Below are 13,865 nucleotides of genomic sequence, written 5' to 3'. Positions count from 1 at the left end.
CGCCACTATGGGGCTGCGCGCTTTGCAAAAGAGTCCATGGCTTTCTCAAAATCTGGTTCAACAACAGCGTTCGTCAAGTACTTATCTCCTTCAAAATCTAAAATGATCTTTGCGTCAGGAGCCCTTACTCGGTACACGTAAGATCCAATCTTCTCAAACACGCCATCGAAATCTATTTCGTAAAGACATTTGTCTGAACCCGCGGCGCTAAATCTTGTTGTCGCTTCGACAAACAGGGTGTATGTAGAGCCAATCTCTAACGGAACATTCGAACACATCGAACTGTAATTGGCGTTCACCCCCCTTTTTGATTTCAACTCTTTGATCGAAGCCTCATCGAGCGAAACCATGTATAGGCGCTTGCACACACCTCCAAGCTGATCGCAAGAAGCCGTTACTTTCGTCACTTTTCCAACGACCACAGCATCTGCGCTCTCAAATAGCGCCTCTACAGACCTACTTGATGGCGAGGTTGCACAACCGACGCTAGGCAATGCAGATGCAAAGGCTGTTAAAAGCACCAAGACTCGTTTCATGGTCAGTTCCCTTCGTCCATTTTAGCCCGCCCGGCATTCATAGTCTCTCGCGCAGCTACCTCAACGTCTCTCTCAAACTGACAACTCCATGGCACACAACCTGCCGCCTGCTGGAGAACCCTTTGGTTGTTGAACTCTGTGTCGAAATGGAAAATCTCGTGCATGAAGCGAAATGCCCTGTGGTAGTCCCCACGACCATCAAAGTACCTCGCGGCACTAAGAACAATAGAGCCACGGTCTGTCTTTGAATCAAACAGGGCGAAAGCCACAGACGTTGGCGCCACACTGCCTCCTTGGTAAGTAACAGAGTCCCAATTGCTGCTATCGATTGCGATGCCTGCAAGCTTGTTGAACGCCCTTACCGCTTGCGAGTCGCCAGAAGCCTTTGCCGTTCTACCAACGGCATTTGCATCTTTAACTGCCGCATTTATCTGGCCTTGCGTAGCTTGACTTGGCCCAACAGAACTGACTATAGATGAAGTGATCGTTTGCGGCTTTATAGCCGTATTTTCCTTGGTTGTGAACTCACCGGTGCTTTTGCAAGTTCCATCATCATTGGCGAGGCGCGACCCTGTGCAACGACCGTCTGGGTCGTAGAACCGATAAGGATTTCCTGTCGGCCCAGAGTTTCCGCCGTGCGCCGAGATAGGATCCACGCTCAAGAATCGCCCAATCTGCGGATCGTAATAGCGCTGAACACTCTGACCCGATGCGGGTTCCGCCTGTTACTGCGATCAACCCTAGACGCGATCTAGCCCGCCGTCGCATTTCGCCCTTGAAGCACCTCCTTCCGACTCGTAAAAACGCCTTGACGCGACTTTCGGCTATTTCAATGGCACAGCTCAAGACGCGGTTTCGCAAGTCATTGGCCGCGTTGAGGTCTTTCGGGGACGGCGAGAAGAGCGGTACTGATCAGGTACTACACGCCACACCTAACGCATTGATCTTGCTGCTGGTCGGCTAGTACCGCTCTAGTACCGCGTAATTGCGGCATGGTGCGTGCAACTACGCGATAAGCCGCATCGTCACAGCGTCACAATTCAGGGCGAACAGCAGCGCTCCGATTGGCCGGTTCGGCTCCAGCCGGGATCGTGTGTCGTCTCTGGCCACACAAGGTCAGCAGGCGATGACGGGGTGTCGGGGCAGCGCCCCGACGGTGACGCTCTTGATCGCGATCGCGCCGACGGCGATTCGCGTTCCAGGGCGGCAGTGTTCGTAATCCGATGTGACTTCCTCCCTGCTGACGCGCTTTTGCTGCAACCACGACGACAACCATGCGGCTTCGGCTCGAACCGCGCAGCGGTTAAGCCGAGCCGCCCGCACACAGCCAGTCGCCAAGCGTGGGCGCGTAGCGCGCACGCATCTCCGTGTGAGCGTGCGCAGCACGCGCACGAAGCGCGTGGCGAGAAGGCGATCACCGTCAGCGCCGACGAACTTCTGTTCGATGCGGACGAACGCGGCCCGACAACACCCTGCGCCTGAAGTCCGAGGCCCTGCAGCAGTTCGACGAAGACGAACGACAGACCGCGCAGGCCGTGCTTGAAGGACTCATCCTCAAGCACCAGGCCAAGCAGTCGCAGCTGCGCATGCAGCGGGCTCGCACCGACAAGAAGCAGGCCGAAGGCCAGATGCCAACCTCACAACCCCGATAACGAACAGGGCCCGCAGAGATGCGGGCCTTGTGCTCCCGCCTCACGAGCAAGCTCTACGGGACATCCTCGTAACTGATGTAAGCGCGCCTATTCTGCGCTCGCCCGTCTTCCGTCTCGTTATCACCAATCGGCCTCGCGCTACCTAAACCCTTCGGCGCAGACAGCCGAGACTTCGATATGCCATGACTGAGCAACCAATCGTGCAGAGCTTGCGCCCTGCGTAGCGACAACTCAGAGCACGGCAACTCGGAGCATTCTTCTGAGTCCGTAAAGCCTAGAACTCTTAAGGGGATCTCCGGCGGCATCCTTTTAAGGAGCGCAAGGTCATTCCCCAGCGCTTCTTGATCGCGAGGGCCAGCCACCGCTTCCAACAACGTCTTGTCGGAAGCTGGCTGGCCAGGCTTGAAGTTGACGCCCCAGAAGTCGCCAGGATCAGCAAAATAGCCTTGCTTGCTATCCGTAGCAGTAGATTCAACCGGGGACGAACTTGCACAAGCCGAGAGCGTGGCCACGGCGAGGCAAATGAGGAACGATTGCAATTTCATCGGCAGCTCCCTTCGTTCGATCCTGTGCAAGATGACATCACCGAGAAGTTGGCTCTCGCATCAACTGCGCTTTCGTTTATGCCGTCACCTGGATTCCAAGGCGCCCAAAGGTTGTTTGAGTTCTGAAGGAACCCCGCAGCCTTTTGGTAAAACGCTTCGGCTCGATATCCGGATTTTTCTCTATCCAAGCGGTCCGATCTCGATCCTGGAAAACCTTGATTCACTATCCGCACACCATGATCGCCTTCATGTAGCGACCGCATCGCCAGCCCATTCAACGTGCCGGATACGCTCGTGCTCTTTCCAGCGATAGCTTTCAAGTCAAACGTGACCGTACCTTTTCCTCCGCGGTTCGTGTTGATTCGAGCGGCGTCGCCCTTCAAATCGCCAAACGAAACTTTTATATCCGTATTGCCTTTTTCGCCAAAGAAGCCAACAGCCGCGCTCAGCGCGCCTCTTTGGTCTGCGGTTAACTTGGAGCTAGTGGAAGCCTCCTTGGCCATGTTGATCGCCTTATCAAAATTCCCGCAATCAGTCTTACTACCTGAGCAAACGTAGCGCCCGTTGGGGTCTTTGAACCGGTACGGGTTGTTGTTTCCGTACCAGTACCGGTTGAAGTTCGTCCCATTCGCCGGATTTGCCGTGACAGGATCAACGCTGAGGAACCTTCCAATCTGCGGATCGTAATAGCGCTGCTGCATATAAGTTAGCCCAGTCGCGCCATCCATGACATGACCGGTATAGCCGACGCCGTTATAAGTCGGCTTGCCGATTGCGGCTCCGTACGGCTCCCAGTCGGTGCGTTCGACGACGGCCCCCGCGGTGTTGGTAACCGCGACCGGACTACCGAGCGCATCGGTGTGTTGGTAGCGCACAATGGCCGGTGTATTCGCCCAATCGATTTGACGAGTGGCGAGCAGCGAATTGCCCAGATAAATATGCTCCAGCGCCTTTGCTGGTGTGCCGTGGTCTTCGCTATAGAGCATCTGCCCGGACTTGCCGTACATAGACAGGCCATAACCCCCGCCCTGACGCGTGGACTGCACGCGCCGGCCGAGCGAATCGTAGCGATACGATTCTTTGCCGGCCACTTCACGCAACCGGTTGCCGTAGTCGAAGGAGTAGGCTTGGCCGTTCTTGTTCTCCAGGTTGCCCTGCAAGTCGTAGCCCAGGCCGATCACAGACGCACCGCTGCCGTCGCGGATATTGGTCAGCTGGTTGTGGCCATCATAGTAGTAATGATGATTCTTTACTCCACCAAGCGACCAGCTCCTGAGATTGTCGAGCGCGTCGTAGCTGAAACGATGCCAGCAATCGCCGCCGAAACTGCAGGATCCGGCCGCTGTGAGGCGGTCCAGACTGTCGTAAGCCAGCCAGCGGCCGAACTGCTCGCCTCGTACACCGTCGAGGATCTCGATCACATTGCCATTGGCGTCGTAGCTCATGCGCAAATCGAGCACGCCGTTATCGAGACTGCGGGCGGGCAACTGACGCGAATTCTGGGTCATCGAATGCACGATGCCGTTGCCGTAGGAGAACTGGGCAATCGCGCCGTTCGGATGGTACTTAATCGCGCTGGCGTAGGTATGTTGTGGCGAATTCACCTGGGTGGGCTGACCCAGGGCATTAGGCGCGTAATCCAGCACCGTCCCGGTGGGATAACTCTGCCAACGCAGGTTGCCATTGGCGTCGTAACTGTAGCCCAAGACCCAGCTATACCGGTTCGACTGCGCTTGTGTCTCGGAGACTAGATGGCGGCGCTTGTTATAGGCATACGTGTTGATGATATTGCCTTGGCCGATGCCTTCATTGCTGGTGATGACTTCACTAGGCAAGCCATCGGAGGTGTATTGCCAGCTTTGATTGCCGCGCCCGTACGGGGAGTTCAAGGCCGTCAATCGATTGCGCACGTCATAAGCGCGTCCGACAACCCGCCCTGACGACTGCGCCTCGGTACGGTTGCAAGCGGTGGCGCTGGGCAGGTTCAGCCCGCTCGCGGACCATGCCAGGTTGCCGGCTGCGTCGTACTCCATCACGGTCGAGCCGGTCTCTGGTTCGATCACTTTGCAAAGGCGCTGATGTTGGTCGTACACGTAACGACGCGCCAGCGCCAAGGGGGCAGGCACGCTGTATACAGCTGAGCCGTTCAATAGAGGGTTGGAACCACCTTCCAGCGAGATGCCATGAATATAGATTTTCTTGTTGGCATGTTCCTGCCGCATTGTCGGCGTCAGCGGAATCGAAAAGCGGTAGGCCGTGCCTTGAGCGTGGCAGGTTGCCGCGACCGCGGGTTCGCTAGGCTGATTCGCGGTTTGCACGGCGACGAATGTCCCGGTGCCGTAGGCGCCTCCCACGTACATATGCACGTCGATGGACTGATTCCTGCCGGTCGAACAGGCCCAGCCGAAGACTTTGTACTCACCGTTGGCCAGGCCGACGGTATCGATGGAACCGGTAACTTCCGTTTGAGTTACCGTGACCGATACCGGTGCGGATGAAGTGGCTCCACCATTGTTGTCGACGGCTTTCGCATAGACCGAATAGGTGCCGACGGCGACGTTGTTTACGGTGATCCCATAAGGTGCGCTGGTCGCGGTGCCGATGTGGTTGCCATTGGCGTAGTACTCGACCCGAACGACTTGCCCATCCGGATCCGAGGCGTTTGCGGTCCAGGTCATGGTCGCCGGAGCGATGAAGGGGCCACCAGTCGGAGCGTTGATTGTCACCGTTGGGAGATTGCCGCCCGGCGCGATGACCTGGATCGTAACGGTCTCGCTGGCCCCGGCACCGTCGGCGACCGCTTGGCCGGTGAAATGGTGGGTGCCGATCTGCAGGCCGGTGAAGGTGTGCGACAGCCCGTACGGATTGCTTGCGATCAATTGTCCGTTATGGAACAGATTGACCTGCTGGATCGGAATGCCGTCGTCGTCGTTGTATCCGTTGACGCCGACGGTCACGGTGGCAGGCGCTACGACGTTGCCGTATTCCGAGGACGTCATGGTGACGTACGTGGCGTTAGCATCGGTGACCGCGCCGATCAACAACAGCGTCAGCAGCAGTCGGGAAATCATTGAGTACAGCATCGGGGTCGGTCCTTCAGGTCCTGGGCACTGGAACGCTCGAAATCGCTGCGAGCTTCAGTCTTCGTGTCGACGAGTGCGTACTCAGCCTTCTGGGCCGGAACGAATCATCTCCAGCGGCTTCCCGAAGATGTCCCGATTGATGGTCGTCGACACGCCTGCGGGCGAATCTATGCCCAGGGGTGCGTCAAGGGATGGTTGGTCGAAGACCTGGAACCGTTGCGTGGAAACCTTCTGGCGTGGGTCGGTGATCCGTCGCTGGAAACCCGTCAGGTACTCGGTGGTCGTGGCCAGGACGCCCAGCTCGCTGTCTTGTTCCACGCGCGTGACCCGGTCTAGTGCGTCGTAGAAGGTACGGGTGCCCTGAGCGACATCGCCGAAGTTGCCGACGTTCCGTAGCGGATAAGACCGAAAGTTCAACCGGCCGTTGGAGTCGTAACGCTTGACGACCTGGCTCAAGGTCCCGGCCGTGTCGGCAGCGTCGTGCTGCTCTTCCAGTACCGGCCGCCACAGGGCGTCCATGTACAAATTGATATGTTTGTTGCCTTCGACACGACTGCTGCGCCAGTGTCCGGCAGGCAGGCCATGTTCATCGGCGGCAATCTGCTGGAACGACAGCGAGACCGGGTTCCATGCCGTGCTGTCGCCGGTGGGATAGGCGATGCTGGCCAGACGTCCCATGGCGTCGTAGCCGTAATTGGTGGCGAAGCCGTTTTCGTCGGTTACCGAGCCTATCCAGCCTCTGTCGTTGACGACTGCCGATTGGGACGTGCCACCGGGGTAGCTGATGTTCTGCGGCACTCCGCGTTTCCAGTTCGAAAAACTGGTCCTCTGATTCAGGCCGTCGGCCACGCTCTCCAGCGTCGCATCCGGGTTGTAAACCAGCGTCTGGATGGTTTTGCCGAAGGAGCGGATCTCCGTCGGCAGCGCGGTCGTCGAGTGATAGAGGGTTTCCTCGCTCAGTACGCCGTCGATACTGGTCGACCTGACCTGCCCCAAAGTCCAACTCGTCAGATTGTCGTGATAAGCGGTGGTCTGCACCTTAGAGGGGCCGAGCGAGCTCCACTTCCTCTCGGCGACGGGACGGGCGAAGCTGTCGAACTGGTTGACGTATGAGCTGAACTCGACGCCGTCCTGCACGATGGTGTTGCGCCTGATCGGGCGAATACGGACGGAGCTGGAGTCGTCGGAACCCGTCAGGACGCCGTAGATGTCCGGGAACGGCATCGAAGATATCTCGCTTTCGGACACGTACTCGGAGGTCTGGGTTCTAAGCACGGTTCCATCGGCCTTCTTGATGGTCGTGCCGAGCAGGCGGCCGTCATTGACCAGCCACAAAGCCCCATACTTCTGCTCCTGAATGCTTCCGTCGGGCTGGGTGACCCAGACCCGCTTCCAGTCGCGGCAGGAGGTGCAAGGTATCTGATTGACGCGGCCGAACTCCTGCGGAACTTCGTACTCGTAAGTCCATTGCATGGCCGGCAAGCCGGGCCCTGCAATGGTTTTGGTGGCCAACGAGTAGTTGTCGAAATACTCGGGGATGCCCAGCGAGTAGTACTCGTTACCCATGTTGTCGCGATGATCGAATACGCAGGCGTTGGCAGGCGTGCCGTTCTTCAGATGGCGCATGAAGTTGAATCGGAACGTGCCCAAGGCGCCCGAGGGGTGGGTAATCTGCACCCCGAGCATGTCGACCGGCTCGAGGGGTTGCGCACAACGCAGATTGGCGTCGAGGCCCTGGTATTGGGGCAGCAGCAGGGCATTGCTGATGGTGCCGTTCTCGCCATAGATGCGGTACTGCCAGGACGATCCATCCGGTTGCACCACCCGGGACAAGAGCTTCTTGGGGTAATAGTCGCCGATCGTCTGCGTCGCGTATTCATAGGTCCACTGGCGCCCATCGGCGGTCGCGCTGGACACCCGTCCGTCGGTATAGCCGAGCTGGATCGATCGGCCGTCGCTGGAGGTGATGCTGGCGAGCTGGTCGCCCGAGTAGTTGTAGGCGACCCAGTTGCCGTGTCTGTCCTCGACCCGGCTGGCCATCAGGAAGACCTTGACGCGCCCGATCATGGCGCTGCCGTCCTCGGATCCGTACTTGCTGACGACCGGGGCTCCGCGTTCGATGCCCACATCGAAGGTATAGCGATTGCCCTGCGTATCGACGGCAATGAAGCCTTCGCCCGGGTAGCCGTTGCTGGTATTGGGCTTGCAGCGGAATCTATGGTCCGACCGGGAACCCCATTTGTAGGTCGCTCCGTCATTGGGGACGACGGTATTCGCCAAGAGCAGAAGCATCTCGGTATCTCCGCCTCCTGGAATATGCATGTAGGTCCCGCTCCAGATGTCGGCGGTACTGAACGGGGCTCCGACGTCCGGATACCAGACCTGCGAGCATCTCTGGGTAGTGCCCGTGCCCGACACGTTCCATTTGGACCCTGCTGGAAACACGCCATACATATAAGGGACATCGATATCCCAGGCGCCGAAGCCGCCCAGTACTTCTGTCTCCTTGCGTGACTCGACCTTGAAACGCCGGCCGAGGCGTACGGGAAGGGCGTTGTTGCCCGGAAGATCGATATCGGTCGCGACGAATTCGGTGGAGCCGTTGTAGAGGCTCACGCTTTCGCCCATCAGATCGGACTGCAGTGGGCTGACCATCTCGGCCGAACGTACGCGTTTGGAGTACTCCTCCAGCGGCGCGACCGGCGTACGGGCGTGTGCCGTCCCCATAGCAATAGCCACGGCAGCGGCCAGCACGCAAGCTGCGCGCCGCCCGATCGATCCCTTCATGCTGTCCCCTTTCTGCGCCCTTACCGGGCGGCTCTGTCGATCAACGGATTCCCAGTACAACAACACCTTGTCCCAAGCGCCGAGAAGCCGCGGCTTTGAATGGCTGCGGATACGCATTGGGATTGATCTATTCGTTTTCAGTCGGCGAAAAATGCCCAGTCCTTGTGCTCGTGTGCTTCCTGCTGCAGTTGATGCTTCGTGCTCGCCTGGACAGCCCCGGTGACTTGCCCCTATCCACCTGGCATTCGTGGCCGGATTGTTAGCCGGTGACGGTGTGTCCGCAACGGCCGATCGGCTCTGGCGGCATACCCGGTCGCATTGGGGGCGATCTGAAACTGCTTATAGCCGGTAAAAAAGCATGGCGCTATATGTGCTTTCTTCTGATCGGATATCGGCTTGGAGGTGCCGGCGAGCTTAGTGCAGGAACTGCCCGGGCGGATGTAGGGAAATTCTGATTCGGGGTAGATTCGCTCCCGGCGAATCATCGTTCCGCTTCCGCTCGGTACCTCCTGCTCGTAGCTCGGATGGCCACTCAGTCCACAGGCTGCAATTCGCCACCAACATGCGCGGTTTATCCAAGCCGCAAGCCCAGCGTCGGGGCCAGCATGCTGGCCTCGTCGATGCCTGGGTTGAAGATGAAAGACTGGATATTGCGCTGGTATGCGCCGCTGTTTCTGTTCGGTTTCGTCGGCACGGCCGCGTGGTGGGTCGGTTACCGCCACGGCCCTGCCTTGTGGTTGTTGCCATTGCTGGGTTTGGCGGTGGTGCTGTCCTTTCTGGCCGAACGCCGTTGGCCCTACGACCGGCATTTCAACCAGGACCATGGCGACCGGGCTCGCGATGTCGCGCACGCGGTGGTCAATGAGGCGCTGAACCTGCTGTCGATCGCATCCGTTCCGCTGTTGGCGGCGTGGATGCCGTGGCAGTACTGGCCCACGCACTGGCCGTTCGCGTTGCAACTGTTGCTGGCGGTCATCGGGGCCGATCTCGGCGTTACTCTCATGCACTACGCCAGTCACCGCATCGGTTGGCTCTGGCGCTTGCATGCGGTGCACCACAGCGTGACCCGCATGTATGGTTTCAACGGTTTGATGAAGCATCCGCTGCATCAGGCGGTCGAAGCGGTCGGTGGGGTGTTGCCGTTGTTGCTGCTCGGCCTGCCGTATCCGGTCGCGGCGGTGCTGGCGTTCGCCATCGCCATCCAGTTGCTGTTGCAGCATTCCAACGTCGACATGCGGCCGGGCCTGATGGGCCGGCTGGTGGCGTGGGCGCCGTTGCATCGTTTCCATCACCTGCGCTACGGCGCCGCCGGCGACGTAAACTTCGGCCTGTTCTTCACCGTTTGGGATCGGTTGTTGGGCACCGCTTTCGATGCGCCCGGTTATCGACTGGGCAGCCGCGACCTGGGGATCGGCACTCAGCCGGATTATCCGCGCGATTATGCAGGCCAGTTGCTGGCGCCGTTCCGGGTGCTGCCGCAAGGCGATGTGCCGGCGCTGCCGGCCGAACTGTTGCAGGCGAGGGTTCGGCGCGGTTAGCGATATGCCTGCAGTTGCAAGCCGTGTAACTGCGCCGCGCCGATGCCGAACATGCGCCGCAAGTTGCGCGACAGATGCGGCAAGTCGGCGAAACCGGCCGCGTGCGCGCTGGCGGTGAGGCTGTCGCCGGCCAGGAAGCGCGCCAAGGCATGATGCAGGCGTCGCCACAAGACCCAGCCGCGCAAGGTGATCGCCAGGTCGGACTGGAAGCGACGATGCAGCTGGCTCGGCGAGAGATGCGCGGCCTCGGCGATGTCGGTGGCGCAGACGCTGTCGGGCAGACGCGCAACGACCTCGGCGATGGCCGCCTGCAGGCGACGGTCGAGGGGCTGCGCCCGGCATAACTCGGGCAATAAGGGCTGCAGCGCCGGCAGCCGGGCCGGCAGCTGCGGCAATCGCTGCAGGATCGCTTCCACGTTGGCATGGCCGGGTTCGAGATAGACCGTGCAGCCTTCGCTCGGCGCGGCCAGCACCGCATGCGGCCGAAACGAGGGCAGCCACAGGCGCTGGCCCGTACGCGGTTCGCCGTCGATCTCGACCTGCCACGGCGCGCCATCGCTGAGCAACAACTGGTGCGCGTAATGGGCATGGCGATCGCTGCCGCCGGCCTGGCCCTGCAGCACCGCGAGGTGCTCGCCGAGCAGCAGGGTGCCGGTCCAGGCGCGATCGGCGGGCGGTGCGGTGATGCAGGCGTCGGGCACGGTCGATGGCGTCGGAATGGAGAGTGAAGGCGAAGGTATCGGCAGACAATCTGGATGGCGCTGTCAGTCTAGCGTTCGTTCCGATGCCGCTGCCTCGCCGTGCCCGGGACCGGGTCCTGACTGTGTCGCTTACGCGTTCCATCGGCGGCTTGGCAGAGTCGCGCGGGCAATGTGCTTTCTTCTGGCGCCGTCGCCGCCGAGGCTCAATCCCAGGCCGCCCATCTTTCCGGAACGGCCGGTCGTCGGGCGCACTCAGGTTCACCCGCCGGTTGGGCAGGTCCCGCACAGGCCGTATTCAAAGGGTTTGGACCTCTGAACTCCATACGGGCGCCGCGGAAAACGACCGGGCACGCTTACTTCGGCCTTGCGGTCCGGGTATATTTGGTGACGTTCGTCACATTTATGTGTCGCAGGCAGGGGTGGGACATGCGCGAGATCGGTCGGACGGGGCTCGCGAGCAGCGGGCCTGAGGGGCGTCGCTTCCAATGGGGATCGATCATTGGATTCGCCGAGGCTCTCGTAGTGCGCGCGATGACGGCCTGCGACCGCTCTGCCGACGCAGGCCGTCATCGCATCGGCGGCCGCGCCAACGTCGTCCTGGCCGCAATGCTGTTGCTGACTTGTTTCGCGCCACCGGCCTTTGCCCAATACGCCACCGGTGGCTCGGGCCAATACCGCAGTCAGATCTTGTGGTTCGACTGGGGTACCACGCCCAACAGCATCCCGCAGGGCGGCACGTCGGTCACCAACACCTTCAACATCGCCGGGCAGACCCTGATCGTGTCGTGCAGCCTGAGCAACATCTCCTCGACCGCCGCCGACCCTGACCTGCGTATCAGCCGACCCGGCTCGTTCTTCCTCGACGGCCTGGACGACCTCTACAACATCGGCGGCTCCGGTGCATCCAACACCATGGACATCGGCCTGATGAACCGGGTCGGCGGCGCCAACGTCTCTTTCACCTACAGTTGCTCGGCGACCTTCGGTGGGGTTCCGTATGCGCTCGACGGTCTGGTGTTCGCCGATGCCGAAACCACGAGCCCCACCGAGTACACCGAAGTGACGCTGCCGGGCGGCGCGACCATGCGCGTCATCGAGCGCCTGCGCGGCACCGGTTGCACCGATGGTTACAACGTCAATCGCAGCGGCGTGACCTACCGTTTCTCCACTCTGGGCGATTGCAGTGGCGCGGGCGCCATCGCGCCGATGGGCGTGTTCTTCATCGACAACGCCAGCAGCGCGAACATCGTCCTGCAAGGCGGGCCTGCGGCCGCGGGCCTGCAGGCCGTTGCGCTCGGCGTGATGCTCAACGTCGCCGACTTCGGCGATGCGCCCAACAGCTACGGCCTGGCCGGACACGTTCCGCAATACAGTTGGAGCGGCGGGACATTGCCGGTCGGCAACGTCAACATCTTCGGAGCGGGTTTCACGTTGGCCACGCAGGCGCAGCCGCTGACGGCCTTGCTGGGCACGCGGGCCGACGTCGAGGGCGCATCGCTGTTCAGCGCCAATGCGCTCGGCGACGACAACGACGGCGCGGCCGACGACGAAGACGGCGTCAATACCGCTGCCTTGGCGCCGCTGTATCGCGGCCTGTCCGGCAACGTCTACACCGCCACGGTGAGCTGCATCGGCACCGCGTCGCTGGCCGGCTGGATCGATTTCGACCGCAATGGCACCTTCGACAGCGACGAGCGCTCGGCGACCGCGATATGCGCGACCGGCAGCGCGAGCCTGAGTTGGACCGTGCCCGCCGACATCGCGCCCGGGGCCAGTTTCCTGCGCGTGCGCACGGCCACCAGTGCGCTCGAAATCCTCAACGCCATCGGCGTCGCCGGCACCGGCGAGGTCGAGGATTACACCGTGACCATCGCCGATCCGAAGATTCGCGTCGCCAAGATCACCCAGGCCGGCGCCGGCGGTTCGTTCGGTTTTTCCACCACCAACACGCTCAGCCAGCCGTCCGCGTTGACGACGGCGACGGCCGGAACCGCGGTGACCGGTACGCCGGTCTCGATCGACGATCTCGCTGCCAGCGTGGCCGTCACCGAGGCGACGCTACCCGCGGATTGGGCACTGACCGCGATCGCCTGTACTCAGTCGGGCGGCGCCGCCGTCGCCGGGGCGGTCTACGATCTGGCCAATCGCCGCGCGACCTTGCCCAGCAGCGCGCTGTCGTCGGCCGCGGACATCACCTGCACCTTCAGCAACGGCAAACGCCCGATCCTGCGTCTGCGCAAATCGCTGCCGTTGGGCCGTTTCGCCAGCGGGGACCAATTCGCTTTGAACATCGCCGGCCCAGGCGGGCCGGTCGCCGTTACCACGACCGGCACCGGCACTGCGGCCAGCGGAGAGGCGGCCTTGAATCCGGGCAATGTCGGCGGCGCCTACACCTTGTCCGAAACCGCAGCGGCCGGAGCCGACTTGGCCCGTTACGCCAGCGCCTACACCTGCGCCAATGCGCTCGCCGGCGGGCAGACGCCGAGCGGCAGCGGTACCAGCTTCAGCCTGACCGCGGCGGTCGGCGACGACCTAACCTGCACTTTCGCCAACATCCGCAACCCGATCGTCGACCTCAGCATCACCAAGACCAACACGCCGGCGGCGGGTCCGAGCGACCAGGCCGGGGATACCGTCAGCCGGGGCGCGCCGCAAACCTACAGCATCGTGATCACCAACAACGGCCCTGACAGCGTGACCGGCGCGATCGTTGCCGACCCGATAGCGAGCCGTATCGGCCTGACCTGCACCACGCCACCGACCTGCAGCGGCGCGGGTTGTCCGGCCGCGCCGATCACTCTGGCCGCGCTCAACGCAGGCGTTGCATTAGGCACTCTGCCGATGGGGGCGACGGTAACCATCACCCTGAGTTGTTCGGTGAACTGATTCCTTCAAGGCGGGCGGCAAGTGCAATCGAGCGCCGGACGTCGGCCATGACGGCAGGCGAAACGGTGCGAGGCCTGCCGCGGTAACCACAGACAGGTCGGCTGCGGCTCCAGAGGGGAGAGAGCCTCCGCCCAAGG

8 protein-coding genes are annotated in these 13,865 nt (G+C 61.3%); 2 read left to right on the top strand and 6 right to left on the bottom strand.

The features are described from left to right. Window positions 1-5: 5 nt before the first annotated feature. The 5 genes from ACTJJK_RS18750 to ACTJJK_RS18730 form a co-directional block, all read right to left on the bottom strand. Window positions 6-536, bottom strand: coding sequence for a hypothetical protein (locus ACTJJK_RS18750; RefSeq protein WP_440730940.1), 531 nt, complete (start codon window positions 534-536; stop codon window positions 6-8). 2 nt (window positions 537-538) lie between these two features. Continuing rightward, window positions 539-1,192, bottom strand: a complete 654-nt coding sequence (locus ACTJJK_RS18745) for a hypothetical protein (protein WP_440730939.1) — start codon at window positions 1,190-1,192, stop codon at window positions 539-541. Between the two features lie 1,049 nt (window positions 1,193-2,241). Next, window positions 2,242-2,733 (bottom strand): OmpA family protein, encoded by a 492-nt coding sequence (locus ACTJJK_RS18740; RefSeq protein ID WP_081930538.1) that lies wholly within the window; start codon window positions 2,731-2,733, stop codon window positions 2,242-2,244. Continuing rightward, window positions 2,730-5,816 carry an RHS repeat domain-containing protein gene (locus ACTJJK_RS18735; RefSeq protein WP_440730938.1) on the bottom strand — a complete coding sequence of 1,029 codons (3,087 nt, stop codon included), beginning with the start codon at window positions 5,814-5,816 and terminating at the stop codon, window positions 2,730-2,732. Before ACTJJK_RS18735 ends, ACTJJK_RS18740 begins: the two co-directional genes overlap by 4 nt. Before the next feature lie 81 nt (window positions 5,817-5,897). Next, window positions 5,898-8,720: an RHS repeat domain-containing protein gene (locus ACTJJK_RS18730; protein WP_440730937.1), complete on the bottom strand. Its 2,823-nt coding sequence runs from the start codon at window positions 8,718-8,720 to the stop codon at window positions 5,898-5,900. Between the two features lie 518 nt (window positions 8,721-9,238). Between ACTJJK_RS18730 and ACTJJK_RS18725 the strand changes: the two genes are divergently transcribed. Further along, window positions 9,239-10,141 (top strand): sterol desaturase family protein, encoded by a 903-nt coding sequence (locus ACTJJK_RS18725; protein WP_440730936.1) that lies wholly within the window; start codon window positions 9,239-9,241, stop codon window positions 10,139-10,141. Here ACTJJK_RS18725 and ACTJJK_RS18720 read toward each other — a convergent pair. Continuing rightward, window positions 10,138-10,842 carry a helix-turn-helix transcriptional regulator gene (locus ACTJJK_RS18720; RefSeq protein WP_223619060.1) on the bottom strand — a complete coding sequence of 235 codons (705 nt, stop codon included), beginning with the start codon at window positions 10,840-10,842 and terminating at the stop codon, window positions 10,138-10,140. The genes ACTJJK_RS18725 and ACTJJK_RS18720 overlap by 4 nt on opposite strands. Window positions 10,843-11,373: 531 nt before the next feature. Between ACTJJK_RS18720 and ACTJJK_RS18715 the strand changes: the two genes are divergently transcribed. Continuing rightward, window positions 11,374-13,728: a CshA/CshB family fibrillar adhesin-related protein gene (locus ACTJJK_RS18715; protein WP_440730954.1), complete on the top strand. Its 2,355-nt coding sequence runs from the start codon at window positions 11,374-11,376 to the stop codon at window positions 13,726-13,728. Window positions 13,729-13,865 lie beyond the last annotated feature (137 nt).

Source organism: Lysobacter sp. 22409 (genome assembly GCF_052045105.1).
GTDB lineage: Bacteria > Pseudomonadota > Gammaproteobacteria > Xanthomonadales > Xanthomonadaceae > Lysobacter > Lysobacter antibioticus_B.
Note: the sequence above shows the minus strand (reverse complement) of the source record. Positions and strands in the feature narration are given on the sequence as shown.

Coding starts and splice junctions, on each gene's coding strand:
- ACTJJK_RS18750 (WP_440730940.1), bottom strand. CDS start 536: ATGAAACGAGTCTTGGTGCTTTTAACAGCCTTTGCATCTGCATTGCCT.
- ACTJJK_RS18740 (WP_081930538.1), bottom strand. CDS start 2,733: ATGAAATTGCAATCGTTCCTCATTTGCCTCGCCGTGGCCACGCTCTCG.
- ACTJJK_RS18735 (WP_440730938.1), bottom strand. CDS start 5,816: ATGCTGTACTCAATGATTTCCCGACTGCTGCTGACGCTGTTGTTGATC.
- ACTJJK_RS18730 (WP_440730937.1), bottom strand. CDS start 8,720: ATGCGTATCCGCAGCCATTCAAAGCCGCGGCTTCTCGGCGCTTGGGAC.
- ACTJJK_RS18725 (WP_440730936.1), top strand. CDS start 9,239: ATGAAAGACTGGATATTGCGCTGGTATGCGCCGCTGTTTCTGTTCGGT.
- ACTJJK_RS18715 (WP_440730954.1), top strand. CDS start 11,374: ATGACGGCCTGCGACCGCTCTGCCGACGCAGGCCGTCATCGCATCGGC.